This is a genomic window from Catenulispora pinistramenti, from assembly GCF_018274385.1.
Lineage (GTDB): Bacteria > Actinomycetota > Actinomycetes > Streptomycetales > Catenulisporaceae > Catenulispora > Catenulispora pinistramenti.
Genome location: NZ_JAAFYZ010000146.1, coordinates 1 through 18,354 on the forward strand (window position 1 = coordinate 1; position 18,354 = coordinate 18,354).

At 70.8% G+C, this 18,354-nt stretch carries 20 protein-coding genes; 5 read left to right on the top strand and 15 right to left on the bottom strand.

What is annotated here, in order from left to right:
- Positions 1-32: 32 nt before the first annotated feature.
- The 4 genes from KGQ19_RS32435 to KGQ19_RS32450 all read right to left on the bottom strand — a co-directional run bounded on the left by KGQ19_RS32435 (position 33) and on the right by KGQ19_RS32450 (position 2,909).
- A complete protein-coding gene (locus KGQ19_RS32435) occupies positions 33-188 on the bottom strand; it encodes a DUF6760 family protein (protein ID WP_194895727.1) in 156 nt (51 codons plus the stop codon).
- Complete coding sequence (locus KGQ19_RS32440) at positions 185-721, bottom strand: hypothetical protein (RefSeq protein ID WP_212016356.1); 537 nt, start codon at positions 719-721, stop codon at positions 185-187. The genes KGQ19_RS32435 and KGQ19_RS32440 overlap by 4 nt, the downstream gene beginning before the upstream one ends.
- Positions 721-1,164, bottom strand: coding sequence for a phage tail protein (locus KGQ19_RS32445; RefSeq protein ID WP_194895726.1), 444 nt, complete (start codon positions 1,162-1,164; stop codon positions 721-723). The genes KGQ19_RS32440 and KGQ19_RS32445 overlap by 1 nt, the downstream gene beginning before the upstream one ends.
- Before the next feature lie 116 nt (positions 1,165-1,280).
- Positions 1,281-2,909 carry a phage tail sheath family protein gene (locus KGQ19_RS32450; protein ID WP_212016358.1) on the bottom strand — a complete coding sequence of 543 codons (1,629 nt, stop codon included), beginning with the start codon at positions 2,907-2,909 and terminating at the stop codon, positions 1,281-1,283.
- 258 nt (positions 2,910-3,167) lie between these two features.
- Here KGQ19_RS32450 and KGQ19_RS32455 point away from each other — a divergent pair, with 258 nt between their 5' ends.
- On the top strand, positions 3,168-4,604 hold the full coding sequence (locus KGQ19_RS32455; RefSeq protein ID WP_212016360.1) for an RICIN domain-containing protein: 1,437 nt from the start codon (positions 3,168-3,170) through the stop codon (positions 4,602-4,604).
- Between the two features lie 127 nt (positions 4,605-4,731).
- Here the strand turns inward: KGQ19_RS32455 and KGQ19_RS32460 are convergent, their stop codons facing one another.
- On the bottom strand, positions 4,732-6,414 hold the full coding sequence (locus KGQ19_RS32460; protein WP_212016362.1) for an MFS transporter: 1,683 nt from the start codon (positions 6,412-6,414) through the stop codon (positions 4,732-4,734).
- Entirely contained in the window at positions 6,411-7,931 is a 1,521-nt protein-coding gene (locus KGQ19_RS32465; RefSeq protein ID WP_212016364.1) for a long-chain-fatty-acid--CoA ligase, read from the bottom strand. The genes KGQ19_RS32460 and KGQ19_RS32465 overlap by 4 nt, the downstream gene beginning before the upstream one ends.
- Positions 7,932-8,052: 121 nt before the next feature.
- On the opposite strand from KGQ19_RS32465, the gene KGQ19_RS32470 reads away from it, so the two are divergent.
- A complete protein-coding gene (locus KGQ19_RS32470) occupies positions 8,053-8,682 on the top strand; it encodes a TetR/AcrR family transcriptional regulator (RefSeq protein WP_212016366.1) in 630 nt (209 codons plus the stop codon).
- On the opposite strand, the gene KGQ19_RS32475 is transcribed toward KGQ19_RS32470, so the two are convergent.
- The 4 genes from KGQ19_RS32475 to KGQ19_RS32490 form a co-directional block, all read right to left on the bottom strand.
- Positions 8,656-9,402, bottom strand: a complete 747-nt coding sequence (locus KGQ19_RS32475) for an alpha/beta hydrolase family protein (RefSeq protein WP_212016368.1) — start codon at positions 9,400-9,402, stop codon at positions 8,656-8,658. The genes KGQ19_RS32470 and KGQ19_RS32475 overlap by 27 nt on opposite strands.
- A 94-nt stretch (positions 9,403-9,496) precedes the next feature.
- Complete coding sequence (locus tag KGQ19_RS32480) at positions 9,497-10,258, bottom strand: DUF4118 domain-containing protein (RefSeq protein ID WP_212016370.1); 762 nt, start codon at positions 10,256-10,258, stop codon at positions 9,497-9,499.
- 231 nt (positions 10,259-10,489) lie between these two features.
- Positions 10,490-10,978 carry a hypothetical protein gene (locus tag KGQ19_RS32485; protein WP_212016372.1) on the bottom strand — a complete coding sequence of 163 codons (489 nt, stop codon included), beginning with the start codon at positions 10,976-10,978 and terminating at the stop codon, positions 10,490-10,492.
- Positions 10,979-11,123: 145 nt separating this feature from the next.
- Positions 11,124-11,570, bottom strand: coding sequence for a DUF4395 domain-containing protein (locus KGQ19_RS32490; RefSeq protein ID WP_194927071.1), 447 nt, complete (start codon positions 11,568-11,570; stop codon positions 11,124-11,126).
- 96 nt (positions 11,571-11,666) lie between these two features.
- Between KGQ19_RS32490 and KGQ19_RS32495 the strand changes: the two genes are divergently transcribed.
- Entirely contained in the window at positions 11,667-12,122 is a 456-nt protein-coding gene (locus KGQ19_RS32495; RefSeq protein ID WP_212016374.1) for a thioredoxin family protein, read from the top strand.
- A 249-nt stretch (positions 12,123-12,371) separates the two neighbouring features.
- Here the strand turns inward: KGQ19_RS32495 and KGQ19_RS32500 are convergent, their stop codons facing one another.
- From KGQ19_RS32500 to KGQ19_RS32510, 3 genes are all read right to left on the bottom strand, one after another.
- Positions 12,372-13,448: a cation diffusion facilitator family transporter gene (locus KGQ19_RS32500; protein ID WP_307856576.1), complete on the bottom strand. Its 1,077-nt coding sequence runs from the start codon at positions 13,446-13,448 to the stop codon at positions 12,372-12,374.
- Positions 13,449-13,577: 129 nt separating this feature from the next.
- The gene (locus KGQ19_RS32505; protein WP_212016376.1) at positions 13,578-14,204 is read right to left on the bottom strand and encodes a GNAT family N-acetyltransferase; all 627 of its coding nucleotides are present in this window, start codon (positions 14,202-14,204) and stop codon (positions 13,578-13,580) included.
- Between the two features lie 131 nt (positions 14,205-14,335).
- Positions 14,336-14,881 carry a carbonic anhydrase gene (locus KGQ19_RS32510; protein ID WP_212016378.1) on the bottom strand — a complete coding sequence of 182 codons (546 nt, stop codon included), beginning with the start codon at positions 14,879-14,881 and terminating at the stop codon, positions 14,336-14,338.
- Positions 14,882-15,004: 123 nt separating this feature from the next.
- On the opposite strand from KGQ19_RS32510, the gene KGQ19_RS32515 reads away from it, so the two are divergent.
- Complete coding sequence (locus tag KGQ19_RS32515; protein ID WP_212016380.1) at positions 15,005-15,568, top strand: TetR/AcrR family transcriptional regulator; 564 nt, start codon at positions 15,005-15,007, stop codon at positions 15,566-15,568.
- A 144-nt stretch (positions 15,569-15,712) separates the two neighbouring features.
- Here KGQ19_RS32515 and KGQ19_RS32520 read toward each other — a convergent pair whose 3' ends face one another.
- Positions 15,713-15,970, bottom strand: coding sequence for a type B 50S ribosomal protein L31 (locus tag KGQ19_RS32520; RefSeq protein ID WP_212016382.1), 258 nt, complete (start codon positions 15,968-15,970; stop codon positions 15,713-15,715).
- A 101-nt stretch (positions 15,971-16,071) separates the two neighbouring features.
- Positions 16,072-17,100, bottom strand: coding sequence for an aldose epimerase family protein (locus KGQ19_RS32525; protein WP_212016384.1), 1,029 nt, complete (start codon positions 17,098-17,100; stop codon positions 16,072-16,074).
- Positions 17,101-17,271: 171 nt separating this feature from the next.
- Here KGQ19_RS32525 and KGQ19_RS32530 point away from each other — a divergent pair, with 171 nt between their 5' ends.
- On the top strand, positions 17,272-18,294 hold the full coding sequence (locus KGQ19_RS32530) for a LacI family DNA-binding transcriptional regulator (RefSeq protein WP_212016402.1): 1,023 nt from the start codon (positions 17,272-17,274) through the stop codon (positions 18,292-18,294).
- The last annotated feature ends 60 nt before the right edge of the window (positions 18,295-18,354 follow it).

Sequence of the window (18,354 nt, forward strand, 5' to 3'; positions counted from 1 at the left end):
CCCCCCGCCCCCGCCGCGAGAACAACCCCATCTCAGCCCTCCGAGGCGCGCGCGTTCAGCCCGGCGATGCCGGACACGAAGCCGCGCCGGTCGCCGTGCTCGAGGTCGAGGATCTGGTCCAGGCCCCAGTGGAAGTGGTAAGCGACGTACGCGACCTCGTCGCGGAGCTGGTCGGCCGCGTACGTCACGATTCCCCCAGGCGGCTCCCGCCGAGGTCGATCTCGAAGTCCTGGGCGCAGTTCGGGCAGGTCACCGAGGCCAGGGTGTGGCCCTCGGCGTTGATCTGCTCGTAGAAGTCCTGCAAGAAGGCCAGGTCCGAGGCGAACATGTTCTCCACGATGCCGTCATGGACCATCGGCAGGGTGCCCAGGCGGGTGATCACCCGGCCCAGCAGGACCACCGACAGGTAGGCCGGGTTCTCGCGGACGCGGACGTCGCGCAGCGGTACGAGTTCGTCGCGGGCCGTGGACAGGCGCATCACGCCTCGGCGGTGGACCGCGCCGGTGTCGTCCACGTAGCCGCGCGGGAGTTCGAAGTCGAACTCGGTGCGCAGGGTGTCGACGCGGCCGGGTGCGGCCGGGGCCGCGGCGGCCACACCGGCGGCCGCAGGAGCCATCGTCGCGACCGGAGCAGCCGCGCCGGGCACCGCCCCGGGCGCCACGTCGGCCTGGACCGGCACCGCCGGGGCCGCCGTCGCGGCCCCCGGGAGGGAGCGCTTCATCAGGCGATCACCAGTTCTTCGAAGGTGATCGTGACCTGCTCGGTGAGCACCTGCGCCTCGCCGGCCTTGGTACCGGCCGTCTCGACCTTGCAGCACCACGCGTTGCGCAGGTCGTAGCGCTTGATCGGGTTGTTCATGTAGTCCATGTAGATGATCGTCGCGTTCTTGCGCGCCGAGCCCATGTTGCCGGCCAGCGACTCGTTGATCCAGTTGGTGAACGACGAGCTCTGGGTCTGGCCTCGGGTCACCGAGACCGTGCCGCCCTGGGAGATGCCCGGCATCATCCTGACGACCGGCTTGCCCTGCGGGTTGTTCTGGACGTGCTTGATCACGTCCTGCTCCAGCTGGAGCGCGCCGACCTCGGCCAGGTACTCGACCTGCACGCCGTCGATCTGGAGGGCGAAATTATGCGCGGCGGCGGAGTCGCCGTTGGTCAAACCCATGGTGATCCGAATCCTTCAGTGATGCTTGCGGTGAATAAGGGATCGAAGTTCCGAACCGGCCGGGGCCGGCGGACCGCATGCGAGTAAAGGCGGGCCGCCGGCTCCCGGCGCGGGGCCTACTCCTCCAGCTCGCTGCCGCCGCCGGAGATCTGCGCCAGCCGGAACACCACGAACTCGGCGGGCTTGACCGGGGCGATGCCGATCTCGCAGATGACCCGGCCGACGTCCACCGACTCCGGCGGGTTGGTCTCCTCGTCGCACTTGACGTAGAAGGAGTCCTCGGCGCGCGCGCCGAACAGCGCGCCGCCGCGCCACTCGTTGACCAGGAACGCCGAGATGTTCCGGCGCACCCGGGCCCACAGCGCCTGGTCGTTCGGCTCGAAGACCACCCACTGGGTCCCGGACAGGATCGACTCCTCCAGGTAGTTGAAGTAGCGGCGCACGTTCAGGTAGCGCCACGCCGGGTCCGAGGACATGGTGCGCGCGCCCCAGATCCGGATGCCGCGGCCGGGGAAGGCGCGGATGCAGTTCACGCCGATCGGGTTGAGCAGGTCCTGCTCGCCCTTGGTGATCTGCAGCTCCAGGTCGACCGCGCCGCGCACGATCTCGTTGGCCGGCGCCTTGTGCACGCCGCGCTCGGCGTCGCTGCGGGCCCAGACGCCGGCCATGTGGCCGCTGGGCGGGACCGCGACCGACTTGCCGGCGGCCGGGTCGAAGACCCGGATCCAGGGGTAGTACAGGGCCGCGTAGTGCGAGTCGTAGCCGGCCCCGGTCTGGCGCCAGGCCCGGATCTGCTGGGCGTTCAGGTTCGGCAGCGGGTCGATGATGGCGACCCGGTCGCCCATCAGCTCGCAGTGCCCGATCAGCGCCGTCTGGACCGCCTTCACCTCCTCCTCGCTGATGCTGCCCTGCTGGTAGGCGCTCATCAGGTCGGGGACGGCGACCATGGTGATCTCGTCGATCGCCTCCAGACCGCCGAAGCCGGTGCGGTCGGCGGAGTCGCCGATGTAGGAACCGGTGGACACCGGGACCGGCAGCTCGCCGCCGGCCGCGCCACCGGCCGGGGCCGCCAGCTGCACGGTCTGGTTCTCCGGGCGGACCAGCGTGCCGGAGCCCACCTCCTCCACGGTGATGAACTTGGACCGCTCGCGCACCTGGGTGGTGACGTAGTTGCGGCCGGCCTTCTTGTTCGCCGAGACGTCGAAGGTCTCGGTGGGCTTGTCGTCGACCTTGACGACCAGCCGGAAGCGCTCGGCCGCGTCGGCGCCGCCCTTGTCGTCCTTGTCCGCCGGGGCGTCGGTGACCTCGACCGAGACGCTGCCGGCCGCACCGGGCTGGACCGTCACCTTGAAGCCGCCCAGCGTCACCGGCTCGCCGGCGGCCAGGGCCTGGCGCTCGGCGCCGGTCACCACGCCCCGGTGCCCGGCGCTGACCGCCTTGCCGTTGCCGTCGGCCGAGCCCGGGCCGGCCAGGCCGCCCTCGGTGCCGCCGACGCGGACGACGTAGCAGGTGGTGCCGCCGTTGTTGAAGAAGCCGTACACCGAGTGCGCCAGGTAGTAGCCCTCGGTGAACTCGCCGAACTCGGCGACGTACTGGGACCAGTTGGTGACCAGCGTCGGCGCGTTCAGCGCGCCCCGCGGCGCGAGGCCGACAAAGGCCGCGACCGAGGTACCCACGCCCTCGATCGGCCGCGAGCCGCTGGCGACCTCTTCCACGTAGACGCCCGGCGACAGATATGTCGGCATGGTCGATGTCTCCTCGAAAACCGTACGCGGGCAAAAAAGTTCAGCGATAACCATTGCCGACGCCGGCCCCTGTTCGAAACGTCCAGGGGGACGAACGCGAGGGCACTGGTAACTGCCCGTTCGGGCGGCACCGTCGGCACCGCGGGTCCGGAATCCGCCGGAAGGGCTCCGACCGGCCCGGACGCACCCCTAGGCTGTCCGCTCAGGACCGCCTGACCAGTCGTGCGGGCGCCGGGCCGGCAGGGAGTGCAACGGATCGTGTGGGTTGATTTGAACCCGGTGACGGCGGATGTCGAACCGGGCGCCGAGGCGGCGGTGGAGCTCACCGTCCGCAACACCGGCGACATCGTCGAGGAGTACCACCTTCAGGCCACCGGCGACCCCGCTCGCTGGTGCAGCGTCGAACCCCAGACCCTGCGCCTGTATCCAGGTACGACCGGCACCGCGCGACTCACCTTCGCCCCACCGCGCAGCTCCGAGGCCCAGGCCGGGCCGCAGTCCTACGCGGTGAAGGTCACGCCGCGCGAGGACCGCGAGAACACCTTCGCGATCGAGGGCGTGCTGCGGGTCGCGGAGTTCGCCGACATCCGCGCCGACCTGATCCCGGCCACCACCCGGGGCTGGCACCGCGGCCGGGTCAAACTCGCCGTCGACAACTACAGCAACACCGTCGCCAGCGCCTCGGTGTCCACCACGTCGTCCAACTCCAACTTGCAGGTGGACATCCGCACCCCGGCGCTGCGCCTGCAGCCCGGACGCGCGCAGTTCAGCAAGTTCAGCGTCCGCCCGGGCCGGCTGCTCTGGTTCGGGGCCAAGGCCCGGCACCAGTACAACATCACCGTCGCCCCCTCCGGGCTGGGACAGCCGGTGTCCCTTCAGGGCACTTACATGCAGTCGGCCCTGCTGCCGCGCTGGCTTCAGCGCCTGCTGATGTTCGCCGCCGCCGGTGCCGCGGCGATCCTGGCCCTGTGGTTCGGCATCCGCCCCTCCTTCGACACCAGCGCCCAGGCCTCGCCGCAGCCGGTCGCCGCGACCGCGCCGCAGGTGGTCGTCATCCAGCCGACGCCCGCGGCGCCGTCCACCAGTGCCACGCCGACGCCGCCGAAGCCGACCCAGTCCCCGGCCGCGCCGCCGTCGTCGTCCCAGGGCGGCGCCCCGCCGCCGCAGACCACGCCGTCCAAGGCCCCGCCCCCGCCGCACACGAGTGCCAAGCCCGCTCCGCCGGCCCAGATCAAGACGACCAACATCCTCAACTACTCGGCCAACGCCTCGGTCGACCTGAACGAGGACAAGTTCAACGACGGCCAGCAGGTCGACATCTGGCCGACGAACCACAGCCCGGCCCAGACCTGGACCGTCTGGGAGTATCCCGACGGCAGCCTGGTCATCCAGTCCAACGACAAGCCGGAGAGCGCCGGCACCAAGGTCGTGCAAGTGGAGCCGAACAACGACGCCGCCCAAAACGACGTCGACATCTCGGACGATTTCAACGGGGTACCCGGCCTGCAGGGGCATCTGACGGCCGACTTCCAGCAGTGGACGCTGACCAGCATCCCCGGCAACGCCACCTATGGCGTGCTGAAGAACAAGCACACCAACACCTGCCTGGCCAGTAAGGGTTCTGCGCAGTGGCTCACGATGGCCCCTTGCAACACCGGGGACCAGAGCCAGTGGTTCTGGCTGTTCGCAGTCTGACGCGGTCCGACGTCTGACCCGCCGCTCGCCGCTCGCCGCTCGGCAGCAAGCGGCCCGCCCTCACGCATCGCGTGACGGCGGGCCGTCGCATATCAGTGCACGATCAACAGCCGGTACCGGCGCGCGATCAGCTCATACGGCCCGGAGCCTCCCCCTCCCGCAGCTTGGCCAACTCGACCGCGACCGCCCGCTCATGCGCCTCGGCGTCCTCGCGGGCCCGGCGCGGACTCCACCGCCCGCGCATGGCGGCCGCGAACGGCAGGAACACGATCTGCCCGGCCAGCGTCACCCACCACCACGTCTGCCACTGGTGCGGGCCGTCCTTGACCGCCTTGGCGACCGCGGGCCCGTGCGCCTGCAGGATCGCGATCTCCGGCTGCGCCTGCTGCACCGTCTGCAACCCGGACACCCCGACCTGGGCCACCGCTTGCGCCAGCAGGTTCGGCGGGATCGCGGCCGGGTTCGGCGGATACTTCGCCAACTCGGCGAACAGCGCCGGATGCGCGCCCACGATCGCCAGCGCCGGACCAGCCTTCGCCTGGGCGGCGGCCACCTCCGCGCCGTGGTCGACCACCGGCGTCACCGACGTCACCACCACCGGCACGAACGCCGCCGACACCGCGACCACGATCCGCAGGATCCAGCCCCACACCGCCAGCCCGGTCGCGGTCGCCGCCGGGTTCCGCGCCTCGACGGTCTCGGTGAAGGCCGCCATCCACGGTGCGTAGGTGACGCCGGCCAGCGCGCCGCCGATCAGGAACACCACGGCGAAGGTGTAGTAGCCGGTGTGGGCATGCGTGGCCAGCACCGCGAAGATGGCCGTGGTGGTGATGGTGCCGACGCAGCCCACGATCATCAGGGGTTTGCGAACCTTGAGCCGGTCGGACACCAGCCCGGCCACCACCAACGACACCGCGTTGGCGGCCCAGTACCAGTTGGCCACCGAGTTGGCACGCTGCTCGCTGTAGCCGTAGACCGACGAGAAGTAGATGACCAGGTTGCCGACCAGCGCGTAGTACAGCAGCAGATACACGCTGACCGCGAACGCCGGACCGGCGATGCCCGGCCGCAGCATCTGCCGCCAGTGCCCGGCCAGCTCCTGCTCCGGATCGATGCCGCGGGCGCGCGCCTCGACCAGCGCCCGGTCGCGCATGCTGACCATGATCTGGTCCCGCAGCCGCGGCGAGAGCTCGCGCAGCGCGAACAGCGCGATCACGAACACGATCAGGGAACTGATCCCGGAGTAGTGCAGCTCGTCCTGCCACGTCGAGCTGTCCAGGGTGTGGCTGGTGACGGTGGTCACCACCAGGGAGCCGGCCACCGGCCCGATCGCCCAGAAGCCCATCGCGGTGGCCCGGCCCAGCTGTGGCGAGAAGTCCCGGATCAGCGCCGGGGTGGCGACCAGGATGATGCCCTCGACGAAGAACAGCGCGGCGAACAGGGTCAGGAACATGCCCTTGCTCGACGTGCTCGGCAAGATGAGCACCAGGATCCCGGCGACCAACAGTCCGTAGACGACCAGATTGGCCCGGCCCCAGCGGTCGGCGAGTCCGGCCAGCAGCGAGGACCCGGCGCCGATCGCGTTGCCGATCACCGACATCCAGACGAAGTAGGTGAAGGTCATGTGGTAGTGGGTGATGATCGACGTCGCCACCGCGTACTGGATGTAGAGCAGGTAGTACAGGACGATCGTGGTCAGCACGACGATCGCCAGATAGGCGTAGCGGCGTGCGGATTCGGGATAGGCGGCCAGGTCTCGGCGCCAGAAGCGGTGCAGGACACCGGGCGCGGTGTCCACGGCGATACTCACGTCCGCAGCTCCTTCTTCAGGATCTTCCCGGTCGGTCCGATCGGCAGGGCACTGAGGATCCGCACTTCCCGCGGGTACTTGTAGGGCGCCAGCCGGTCGCGGCAGAACTCGATGACCTCGCGCTCGTCAGCGTGCGCTCCGGCCTTGAGCGCGATGTAAGCCACCACCTCCTCCCCCAGCCGTTCGTCGGCGCGTCCGATGACCGCGGCCTCCGCGATCGCCGGGTGGGCGTAGAGGACTTCCTCGATCTCGCGCGGGTAGACGTTGAACCCGCCGCGGATCACCAGGTCCTTCTTGCGGTCCACGATGTAGAAGTAGCCGTCCTCGTCCGCGTAGCCGAGGTCGCCGGTGTGGAACCAGCCGTCGCGGACCACTTCGGCCGTCGCCTCGGGGTTGCGCCAGTAGCCCGCCATCATGGTGTGGCCGCGGATCACGAACTCGCCGACGTGCTCCGGCCCGGGCGGCAGCCTCTGCCCCGCGTCGTCGATGACCCGGACCTCGACGCCCCACACGGCTTTGCCGACGGAGCCGACCCGGCGCTGGTCGGCGCTGATGTTGAAAGTGACCGTGCTGGCCGTCTCCGACAGCCCGTAGCCCTCCAGGATCACCACCCCGGGGAACTTGGCCTCGAAGGCCCGGATCACCTCGCCGGGCATCGCGGCGCCGCCGGAGCAGCCGACCCGCAGGGTGCTGAGATCGCGCTCGGCGGTGTCCGCGTGCAGCAACGCGAAGTACATCGTCGGGACGCCGGAGAAGATCGTGCAGCGGTGCTTCTCCATCGCGTCCAACACCGGCGTGATCTCGAAGCGCGGGACCAGGGCCAACGTGCCGCCGAAGCGGACGATGACGTTCAGGACGCTGGACAGGCCGAAGACGTGGAACAGCGGGAGGACCGCGAGGGAGACGTCGTCCGGCAGCACCCCGAACAGCGCTCCGGACACGGTGCAGTTCATGTAGAGCTGGAAGTGGGTCAGCTCGGCACCCTTGGGCTTGCCGGTGGTGCCGCTGGTGTAGAGGACGACCGCGGTGTCGTCGGCTTCGGTCGGCGCGATGTCGCCGGTGTCGGTGCTGCTCAGCAGCTCTGCGAAGGGATGCGTGCCGGCCGGGACTTGGTCGTTCCCCGGCGGGTTCACGACGTAGACCTCTGTCCCGCCGGCCTCCGCGGCTCCCGCGATCGCCTCGGCGGCCAAGGGACCATACGCCACAAGCAGCTTCGCGCCTGAATCCCTTAGCTGATAGCCGATCTCGCGGCCCTTCAACAACGGGTTCAACGGCACCATGACCAGTCCCGCCTTGAGGATCCCGAAGTAGCACAGCAGGAACTCCGGGAGGTTCGGCAGCTGCACGGCCACCCGGTCCCCGCGTTCCAGACCGAGGGCGAGCAGCGTGGCCGCCACCCGGCCCGAGTCCTGGTCGACCTGCTCGTAGGTGAGGGTCGCGTCCTGGCTGTGGCACAGCGGCTTGCCCGGCGAGGCGTACCGCGACTCGCGGAGGATCGAGGCGAGGTTGAACGTCATGGACGACTCCGCTTCCCGGTCACCGACCGACCGCCCGGTATGTTGGCGCTTAGTATCGTCGGTAATCCCCGGGTGTCAATGGGCCGGATCGGATGGGATCAGGGCCCTGACGAGGAGCGACATGACAGAGCAGGACCGGCCGCGGGTGCCGCGCGGCCAGGCCCGGGACCGGATCGTGGCCGCGGCCACCGATCTGTTCGCCCGCTTGGGTTACGAGGCCACCACGACCCGGCAGATCGTGGAGGCGGCACAGGTCACCAAGGGCGCGCTGTACCACTGGTTCAGCTCCAAGGAGGAGCTGCTGACCAGCATCTACCGCGAGCTGCTGGCCGAGCAGACCGCGCGGTTGGAGACGATCGCGGCCGCCGACGGCCCGGCCGACGTCCGGCTGCACCGCGCGGTGTCCGACCTGTTCGCGCACATGGACGAGCACGCCGAGCCGCTGACGGTCTGGGCCCGCTCGATGCACCTGGTGGCCGGCGAGCACGCGGCCGCGGTGCGCGCCGAGCGGCGGCGGTACCAGCACCTGTTCCAGGACCTGGTCGAGGAGGGGCAGAAGGCCGGGGCGTTCCGGCCCGATGTGCCGGCCAGCGTCATCACCAACACGTTCCTGAGCAGCGTGGTGCAGATCCACCGGTGGTTCCGGTCACAGGGGCCGTTGACCCGGCGGGAGTTGGGCGAGCAGATGGTGTCGCTGTTCCTGGACGGGGTTCGGGGTACCGCCCTAACCCCGCAGCTGCCCGAGTACTGACTCGACGGCCCTGACCACACCCTGCCGCGTCGACTCGGTGTGGTCGATCGACTCGAAGCCGTGATGCGCATCCGGGATGTCGATCACCTCTACCTTGGCGCCGCAATCATCGGCGGCGGCCAGGAACGCCTCGACAGTCGGCGCGATGTCAGGACGCTCAAGCCCGACCCGCGTCAGGACGATCGGCAGCTCTCCGGCTGAACGCACGGCCTCGGCGGGCCGGTAACGCGGATCCGCGTCCCGTCCCGGCCGTTCGGCGAGGACCGGGTATGTCGCCGCCAGACAGCGCAACCAGGACGGCGGGTTCGACAGCCACTCGGCCGTCAGCATTCCGCCGCCGGAGAAGACCCAGACCGCGATCCGGTCGCCATCCACGCGGGGATCGTTGCGAACGAGCTCGATCGCCTCTGTGACGTCCGCGGCGGATTGCGAGTAGTCCTCGAGGTCGTGCAGTCGGTGGTCGACCGTGACACCCACGACCCCCCGGCCGGCCACATAGCCGGCGTATCCGACGTATGTCGGCCAGTCGCGGGGTGTCGGCGTCATGTCCGGCGGGATCGGACCACCGTGTACGAACACGATCGCCGGGAGCCGATCGGCAGCCTGCTCGCCGCCTGCGACTGGGTCCGGCCAGTACAAGTCGACCCTCCCGACCCGCTCACGCCGCACCTCGGGAACATCCAACAAGAAGGGGCGCAAGTGCTCAGGAAGCTCGGTCACGGCGTCACTCTAGCCAACGCGGTCCATCACGGCCTCGGATTAAAAGCGACCGCTGGACGCACGCGCGACAACCGGCTCGTTCCGGCGGTCCGTCTCAGGCGGCCACAGGCGGACGCGCCACGTCACGCACCAAGACCGCGCCGACTTGGGCCGCGAGCATCGCCGCCACTTGGCGGGCGGCCACCGAGGGCACCGCGCCGGGCATCGGGGTGAGCATGAAGCGCCCGACCGTCCGGCCGCCGGAGCGGGCCGGGAGTTCGAAGTCGGTGTCCGGGAAGCCGTACTGCTCGACGTTCCAGCACCGGCCGTCCCAGGACAGGGTGCCGTCGTCGGCGAGGCGCGGCGGATGGCCGAGGAACCGGCCCGGTTCGAAGCGGGCGTCCCGCAGGCCCAGCAGCATCATGAGTTGGGCCCGCACGTGCGCCACGACCTCCTGCGGATCGCGCTGGTCGGCGACGAGGCGGGCCGTGGAGCGCAGCTCGGCCAGGTAGGCGGTGTCGTAGACCACCGTGCGCCGGGCCCGGCGGGCGCGCGCCGCCAGTTCGCTCACCGCCGCGCCGACCGCCAGCAGCAGGACGATGGTCTGGATGTCGGTGCCGCGCGTGACGCTGAACCGCTCATACGGCGCGGTCCAGAAGAAGTCGAACCACACCGCGGCCGACGCCGCCGCCACGATCCCGGCCACCCGGTGCCCGTTGGCGGCGATCGCCACGACCACCACCACGAGCAGCAACGCCACGTCGGTGTTCGCCAGCGACGGCCGCCACGGCAGGAAGACCGCCGCCACGGCCGGCGGCACCAGCAGCGCGGCCGTCCCGGCCCAGCGGTCGCGGTGCACCCGGTCGAAGATCCTCATACATAACGAATACCCCGGTTCGGGGAGTTCGGCTGTTTGCATCGCGTGTGCGTTGCGCGAGGTCTGGAGCGGGGGTCGGGAGGTTAGGAGAGCGGTCGGAGGGTCCGGCGGTCGCGCAGGCGGGCAATCCAGCGGCTGGGCGGAGGGGTCCGGCGACCCGGCGAGCGATCTGGCTGCCCGGCGGTCGGGCAGTCAGGCGGCTGGTCGGGCAGTCAGCGGCTTCGGCCGGGTTCAGAGCCCGCAGATCTGGACGACCGCCTGGCCGTCGTTCAGCGCCTGCGACGTGTCCGGCTTCTGCCCGGCCGCGACCTGGTTCACGATGGCCTGCAGGTCGTCGGCGACCTTGTTCATCGCCGCCTGGCCGCCGGGCTTCTTGGTCGTGGCGGCCGCGCCACGGAGCTGCCCGATGTCGGTGGTGGCTTCCTGGAGGGCGTCCTGCGGGTTGGGGTTGTTCTGGGCCTTCTCAGCGTCCTGAATCGCCGTCATCGCCTGGACGCAGCCCTTGTCGGCGCTCCCGTTGCCCCCCGAAGTACCGCCCGAGGTGCCAGCCGGCGCACTGCCCGAAGTACTGCCCGAAGTACTGCCCACCGCGCCGCCCGTGCCGCCGGCAGACCCCTGCGACCCGCCGCCGCCGATGGAGCCCGAACTCGAGCAACCGGCGAGGAGCATCGCGGCGCACGCGGCACCGACCAGCACCGTGATGCGAGGACGAGTGGACATGAATCAACCCCCCTTGGTCAAAACCGGCTCGTTCCGCACGAGACCCGCGAATCAACAGCCGTATAGAACAGCAGGCCGCTGACTTTGATCAGGACCTTAGGGAAGCCGTCGCCGCATTGCAAACGTGGGCAAGGGGATCGCGGGTTCAGACCGGGCGTCTGCGCAGGCGGGCCAGCACCAGATACATCTCGCATCCCAGGCAGTATCCGAAGGCCGCGTTGAGGAAGGCGGCGGCCAGCGCCAGCGCGGTCGCGGCGATGCCCAGAGCCGACACCCCGGCGAGATAGCCGACGGCCCCGACCACCGCGAACACCAGGCCCACGCCCTGCGCGAACCGCGGCGGCGCCTCGTCCTCGAACGCGGTCGGCGGGCCGAGACGGGGCCGGACCAGGTGCGCGAACAGCAGGCCGTAGGGGGCGCGGCGCAGGCCCGCACCGGCGCCGATCGCGAAGACCAGCGCCTGGGCCGCCAGCAGCCAGCCGCTCCCGGTCGCCAGCACCACCACCAGCACGACGGTGGTCACCGTCGCGCCGAACCGCGGCCCGCGGACGTCGATGCCCCGGGCGGGCGGCGTGACCTGCGTTTCCGTCATACGGCAAAGGTAGGTCGGCGGTCCCGGCGGCAAAACTGTGTCTCGCCGAATGGACAAGGGCGGAATAACCCGCGAGACGGCGGCACTGTGTCCTGCATGGATATCACCGGCGTGCTGGCCGCGGTGGGCGTGCTGGCGGCGGCGTCCGCCTTCGGGGTGTGGCGCAAGCGGACCGACGGCGCGGTGCGCGAAGTGGGTGCCGCGGGCGGCGCGGGTACCGGTGCGGCCGGTAGCGACCGGTTGGACGCCGCGGACCTGGGCATCGAGCTCGACCCGCGCGCGACGCTGGTCCAGTTCTCCTCGAAGGTGTGCCAGTACTGCGGCCCGACCCGCCGGATCCTCGCCGAACTCGCCGACCGGCACGCGGTCGCCTTCGTGGACATCGACGCCGAGGACCGGCTGGACCTGGCGCGCCGCCTGTCGGTGCTACGGACCCCGACGGTGCTGGTGCTCGACGGCGCGGGCCGGATCACGCATCGGGTTTCCGGGCCGCCGCGGCGTGCCGAACTGGCCGCGGCCGTCGGCGATCTGGTCGGCGCCGAGGCCGGCTGACGGATTCCGGGCCGAGGCCGCTGCGTTCGGCGCTCGCGGCGGCAAAGCTGTGTGCGAGTCGGCCGAGCCGAGTTCAGCCGGCGCGAGCAGCACCGCCAGGCACTCGCAGCCGCTGCGCTCGGCGCTCGCGAAACACGCCTAGGCGGGAAACACTCCTGGCCTCAGCGCCGCAGCGCCCCAGCACCGCAGCACCGCAGCACCGCAGCATCGCAGCGCCCCAGTGCCGCAGCGCCTCAGCGCCCCAGCCCCTCAGTGATCGTGCGGCCCCGTCCGGTGCACCGGCCCGTGCGCGTCCTCGCAGTGCCCCTGCTCCCGCTCCGGCGCGCTGTGCGCGATCTGCAGCAGCTGGTGGTCGTCCTCCTCGCCGAGGTGGTCGACCTGGAGCGTGGCGTGGCTGATCCCGTGCTCGGCGAGCAGGCTGCGTTGCAGCACCCGCCGCACCTTGTGGCAGTCCCCGCCGGGCACCACCAGCACGTGGGCGCTCAGCGCCGCCTGGCCCGAGGTGATCTCCCAGATGTGCAGGTCGTGGACCTCTATCACCTGCTCGACCGCCGCCATCTCATCGCCCACCGCGTCCGGGTCGACGCCGGCCGGGGCGGCTTCCAGGAAGATCCGGCCGGCGGCGGTCACCAGGCCCAGGCCGGCCTTGAGCATCAGCGCCACGACCACCAGGGTGGCGATCGCGTCGGCCCGGGCGAAGCCGGTGAGCAGGACCACCAGGCCGGCGATGGCGGTGGCGATGAAGCCGTACAGGTCGGTCAGGATGTGCTGGAAGGCGCCCTCGACGTTCAGCGAGGTCCGGTTCGCCTTGGAGATCGACCAGGCCGCGACGATGTTCACGGCCACCCCGACCAGCGCCGTGGCCAGGACCAGCCCGCCGGTCACCTCCGGCGGGCTGACCAGCCGCCGCACCGCCTCGAACGCCAGCACCGCGGACAGCACCAGCAGCGTGACGCCGTTGGCCTGCGCGGACAGGATCTCGGCCCGCTTGAGGCCGAAGGTGTAGCCGCCGCGGGCCGGCCGGGCGGCCAGCCGCATCGCAAACAGCGCCAACAGGATCGACGCGGCGTCGGTGAGCATGTGGGCCGCGTCGGAGATCAAGGCCAGCGAGTGCGCCAGGAAGCCGATGGAGACCTCGACCGCCATGAAGCCGAGGATCAGCGCCAGGCCGATCAGCAGCCAGCGCCGGTCGGCGTCGACGGCCACGCCGTGGCTGTGGCCGGCGTGGCCGGGGGCGCCGGCCTGGTCGTGGCCGTGCTCGCTGTGCTCGCCATGGTCACCGCGGTCACCGTGGTCGTGCGGGTCGTGCGGGTCGTGCTCAGGCACTGCGCCTCCGCCTGGGCCGGAATCTACAAGCTGACACCCGAAGTGAACCGTACATTTGCGTGAGAACGCAAAGATGGCAACGACATCGGTTTCCATTGTCGCCGCAGGTGGGGAAGTCACCTGGTCCGGCTACCCGTTGAAGATGAACCCCGCCAGCGGCGCGTGCACCTTCCAGCCCAACGCCTCGTACAGCGCGCGCCCCTCCACGGTCGCGCCGAGCACGCTCGTCGATGCACCCGAGTCATACGCCGCGGCGGCCAGCGAGCCCATCACCACCGAGCCCAGACCCCGGCGGCGATGCGCGGGCTCGGTCGAGATCTTGTCCACCGTCCCATAGTCCCCGATGTGCCCGTACTGGCCGCGCGCCGCGAGGTCCCCGTCCGACGTCAGGATCCGGACATACGTCACGCCGTCCTGCGACTCCGACGTCAGCCGGTACCCGTCCGGCACGGCGACCTCCGCCGGCGCCACGTCGATCGCCATCAGCCAGCCCGGGTCGTCCTCGGTCCAGCCGGCCGGCAGCCACGGCGCCAGCTCGGCCGGCTCCACGTGGGTCTTGATCCACGTCAGCGGCTCCGCGATCGAGGCGGCCAGCTCCCGCACCTCCTGCTCCCGCGGATCCAGCAGGACGTGGCGGCGCAGCTGGTTCTCGGCCCCCACCTCGATCCGCAGCCCCCACCGCGTCGCGACCGGAGCGGCGGTCCGGCGTGACACGGTCCAGCCCTCGGCCCAGCGGTGTATCAGCTCGGCAGTCATGCGGCCCCTCCCGGCAATAGGCACTGTCACAAGCGCTGTAATAAGCGCTGTCGATGACTGAACCTTACCGAGAGCTGCCGACGGAGTCACTGGTTCGAGCGCGTCGCCGGTTCAACCGCCCCCGCGCCGGCTCACTCCGGGGCCACGACCGTGCTGATCACGCCGGTCTTGAGGTCGTAGGCGTAACCGCCGATCTTGAGCTTGTCGATGGTCCCGGCCAGCACCGGCGCCCGGCGCAGCAGCTCGATGTCGTGGCGCACGGTCGCCGCCGGGTCGAGCACCGCCATCGCCGAGGCGGTCTGCTCGTCGTACCCGCCGCGCTCGGCGAACGTCCGCCGCAGCTCCGGGTCGGCGAACAGCGCGGAGCCGCAGTCGGTGTGGTGGATGATCGCGACCTCGAACCAGTCCGCGTCCGGGGTCTTGTTCTCGTGCAGATGGCAGACCCAGGCCAGGTCGCCGACCACCGACTCGGTGACCCGGCCGCCGATGTTGCGGGCCACGATCGCCTCGCCGAGCTCCACCCCCGCGATCGCCGCCGGCTCGACCCGGGGATCGACACAGGTGATCAGGTAGACCTGCTTGAAGGGGATGAAGGGGATCTCGGGGATGCGGAGCTTCGCGTCGGTGCCGGCGAAGGTCTCGTTGCGCTGCAGGTAGGTGCTGAAACGGGAAGGCATGAGGTCGGGTTCCTCTCGATGGCCACACTCAGCGGAAAGAACGTTCGTTCTTCCCCGCTGCGAGACTCTACGCAGGCCGCCGGGACCCCGTCAACAGAACGTTCTTTCCACTAAGATCTGGACATGCCGAACTCCGCACCGAGCCCCCGGGACCGCCTGCTGGAGACCGCGCGCACGCTCTTCTACACCGAGGGCATCCACACGGTCCCGGTCGACCGCCTCGTCACCGAGGCCAACGTCACCCGGGCGACCTTCTACCGGCACTTCCCGGCCAAGGAGAACCTGGTCGAGGCCTACCTGCGGGCCACCGACGCCGACCTGCGCGCCGCGGTGGCCGTCGCCCTCGACAAGGGCAGCCCGCAGCAGGCCGCCACCGCACTGCTGGAACTGATCGGCCAGGTCACCTGCTCCGCCGGCTTCCGCGGCTGCCACTTCATCAACGCCTCCGCCGAGTACCCGGACCCCGAGGACCCGATCCGGATGGCCGTGGCCGAGCACCGCGCCTGGTTCCAGGACACGGTGACGCAGCTCGCCGGGCAGGCCGGACACCCGGATCCGGAGTACGCGGGACGCGTCCTGGTACTGCTGCACGACGGCGCGTTGTCAGCCGCCGAGCTCGACGATCCGCAGCAGGTGCGGGAGACGGTGATCCGGGCCGGGCGCGAGCTGCTGCGGCTGGACGACTGAGGGACTTCTATAGCTGCGTAAATGGCGATCGCCGCGGGGACGACGGTCCCCGCGGCGATCGCGATGGTGTGTGGTGCGTGGTGCGTGTGGTGTGCTTGCGCTGCGCGTCCTCAAGCAGACGCCTGACAAGAGCGCCGGGCTATCTCACTCGCCCTTGCTCGGACGCTGGTAGCGCCGGTTGAACCGCTCGACGCGACCGGCAGTGTCCACCACCCGGCTGTTGCCGGTGTAGAAGGGGTGGCTCGCCGAGGAGACCTCGACGTCGATGACCGGGTAGGTCTTGCCGTCCTCCCACTCGATGGTGTGCGAGCTGGTCGCGGTGGACCGGCCCAGGAACGTGTATCCCGCGGCCTGGTCGCGGAAGACGACGGGCCGGTAGTCGGGGTGGATTCCGGGCTTCATGGTGTCCCTCCTAGCGCTCTTCGCGGGAGTCGATGTGGCGACGAACGATCGGGCCGTACTGACTCAACGCCTGACGGCCGGGGATATTCCGCCGCTTCGCGCTACCGGGGGTCGTCAAACTCGAGGATCGTGGTCGAGGCGAACACCTGCCCCGGCACCAGCACGGTCGAGGGGTAGTCGGGCCGGTGGGGCGAGTCGGGGAAGTGCTGGGTCTCCAGCACGATGCCCGCGTACCGCTGGTACCGGCGCCCGCCGGAGCCGGTCAGCGTGCCGTCGAGTTCGGAGGACAGGTAGAGCTGCAACCCCGGCTCGGTCGTGGCGATGCGCATCGTGCGGCCGCTGCCCGGGTCGTGCAGTTCGACGACGGGGCGGGGCTCGGCGGTGCGGCCGCCGCGCAGGACGAAACAGTGGTCGTAGCCGCCGACCAGGGCGAGCTGCGGGTGCGGGTCGGCCAGGCGCGCGCCGACGGCCGCCGGCTTGCGGAAGTCGAAGGGCGTGCCGTCGACCGGGGCCGCGCCGTCGAGCGGGATCAGCGCGGCGTCGACCGGTAGATAGCCGTCGGCGGCGATGCCGAGTTCGTGGTCGAGGACCGTGCCCGCGCCCTCCCCGGCGAGGTTGAAGCGGGCGTGGTTGGACAGGTTCAGCACGGTCGGCGCGGTGGTCTGGGCGCGGTAGTCGAGCCTGAGCCGGCCGGCGGCCAGGGTGTAGCGGATGCTGACGGCGACCTCGCCGGGGAAGCCCTCCTCGCCGTCGGGGCTGACCCGGGTCAGGGTGAGCGAGGTGCCGCCGTCCACTTCGGTCACGCCGTCCGGCGCCGTCCACAGGCGCGCGCCGAAGCCCGGGTCGCCGCCGTGCAGGGTGTTGGGCCTCGGGCCGTCGTTGAGCGGCAGCCGGTGGTCGCGGCCGTCCAGGGTGAAGGCGCCGCCGGCGATGCGGTTGGCGTAGCGGCCGACGACGCAGCCGAAGTAGCCGTGCTCCTGGTAGGCGGCCAGGTTGTCGAAGCCGAGGACGACGTTGGCCATCCGGCCGTCTCGGTCGGCGGTGCTGAGTTCCTGCAGGGTCGCTCCGTAGGCGAGGATCGTGGCCTGGGTGCCGGAGGTGTCGTTCAGCCGCCAACTGTCAGATCGCAAGGTGGTGCTCCTCGGTACGGAATCAGAATCTTGTGACGATTGTCAGGAAATGAGCTATTCTAACGTTGGAACACTGACATCAGATCACATCAGATCCCGCACGACGGACGGAGCGCTGAGGCGACGATGGGTGGGGCGACCGGGGAAGCGCCGGGCGGGACGGCCGGCGGGATGTACGGCGCCGGGTCCGCGCCGCGGCTGAAGGACGTCGCCGAGGCCGCGGGCGTCTCGATGAAGACGGTGTCCAACGTGGTCAACGGCACGGTGCACGTGGCCGCCGAGACCCGGGCCAAGGTCCAGGCCGCGATCGACGCCCTGGGCTACCACCCCAACGTGGCGGCCCGCAAGCTGCGCACCGGCCGCAGCGGCGTGATCGCCCTGGCGTTCCCCGAACTGCCCTCCCCGTACTTCGCGGAGCTGGCGGTCGAGGTCATCGCGGCGGCCCGCCGCCACGGCTGCACGGTCCTGATGGACGACACCGCCGGCGACCCGCGCGCCGAACTGCGCATCGCCAGCGGCCTGGGCGACCCGATGATCGACGGCGTCATCCTCAGCCCCCTGGGTCTGGACCAGCACGAGCTGGCCGCGCGCGAACGCCAGATCCCGCTGGTCCTGCTCGGCGAGGCGGACCTCGGCCTGGTCTGCGACCACGTCCACATCGACAACGTGAGCGCGGCCCGCGAGGCGGTGGACCACCTGATAGCCGCCGGCCGCAGACGGATAGCCGCGATCGGCTGGCAGGACCCGAGCCCCCGCGCCACCGCCCAACAGCGCATGGCCGGCTACCGGCAGGCGCTGGCGGCGGCCGGGCTGCCGGCCGAACCGGCGCTGTGCCCGCCGGTCCGCGCCTACTTCCGCCCCGACGGCGCGGCCGCGATGCGCAGGCTCCTGAAGCTGCCGGAGCGGCCCGACGCAGTGTTCTGCTTCAACGACCTGATGGCCCTGGGCGCGCTGCGGGCGATCCACGAGGCCGGGCTGCGGGTCCCGCGGGACATCGCGCTGGTCGGGTTCGACGACGTGGAGGAGGCCGAGTACGCGATCCCGTCGCTGACGACCGTGGCGCCGGACAAGACCGGGATCGCGGAGGCGGCGGTGGACGCGCTGTTGCAGCGGATCGCGGACGGCTACGCCGAGCCCGGGCGGCTGATCCAGCCGGGGCACCGGTTGGTGGTGCGGGAGAGCAGCGGGGGCTGACCCCGGCTCGCGAGCCGGTCGCGGTCCGTCCGCTCGACCGGCTCCGCGCCGCTCCATCGC

Excerpts from the sequence above, each read along its gene's own strand:
- KGQ19_RS32470 (WP_212016366.1), top strand. The coding sequence starts at position 8,053 with ATGACAGAGCAGGACCGGCCGCGGGTGCCGCGCGGCCAGGCCCGGGAC.
- KGQ19_RS32485 (WP_212016372.1), bottom strand. The coding sequence starts at position 10,978 with ATGTCCACTCGTCCTCGCATCACGGTGCTGGTCGGTGCCGCGTGCGCC.
- KGQ19_RS32445 (WP_194895726.1), bottom strand. The coding sequence starts at position 1,164 with ATGGGTTTGACCAACGGCGACTCCGCCGCCGCGCATAATTTCGCCCTC.
- KGQ19_RS32495 (WP_212016374.1), top strand. The coding sequence starts at position 11,667 with ATGGATATCACCGGCGTGCTGGCCGCGGTGGGCGTGCTGGCGGCGGCG.
- KGQ19_RS32520 (WP_212016382.1), bottom strand. The coding sequence starts at position 15,970 with ATGAAGCCCGGAATCCACCCCGACTACCGGCCCGTCGTCTTCCGCGAC.
- KGQ19_RS32530 (WP_212016402.1), top strand. The coding sequence starts at position 17,272 with ATGTACGGCGCCGGGTCCGCGCCGCGGCTGAAGGACGTCGCCGAGGCC.
- KGQ19_RS32450 (WP_212016358.1), bottom strand. The coding sequence starts at position 2,909 with ATGCCGACATATCTGTCGCCGGGCGTCTACGTGGAAGAGGTCGCCAGC.
- KGQ19_RS32465 (WP_212016364.1), bottom strand. The coding sequence starts at position 7,931 with ATGACGTTCAACCTCGCCTCGATCCTCCGCGAGTCGCGGTACGCCTCG.
- KGQ19_RS32490 (WP_194927071.1), bottom strand. The coding sequence starts at position 11,570 with ATGACGGAAACGCAGGTCACGCCGCCCGCCCGGGGCATCGACGTCCGC.
- KGQ19_RS32505 (WP_212016376.1), bottom strand. The coding sequence starts at position 14,204 with ATGACTGCCGAGCTGATACACCGCTGGGCCGAGGGCTGGACCGTGTCA.
- KGQ19_RS32480 (WP_212016370.1), bottom strand. The coding sequence starts at position 10,258 with ATGAGGATCTTCGACCGGGTGCACCGCGACCGCTGGGCCGGGACGGCC.
- KGQ19_RS32515 (WP_212016380.1), top strand. The coding sequence starts at position 15,005 with ATGCCGAACTCCGCACCGAGCCCCCGGGACCGCCTGCTGGAGACCGCG.
- KGQ19_RS32510 (WP_212016378.1), bottom strand. The coding sequence starts at position 14,881 with ATGCCTTCCCGTTTCAGCACCTACCTGCAGCGCAACGAGACCTTCGCC.
- KGQ19_RS32440 (WP_212016356.1), bottom strand. The coding sequence starts at position 721 with ATGAAGCGCTCCCTCCCGGGGGCCGCGACGGCGGCCCCGGCGGTGCCG.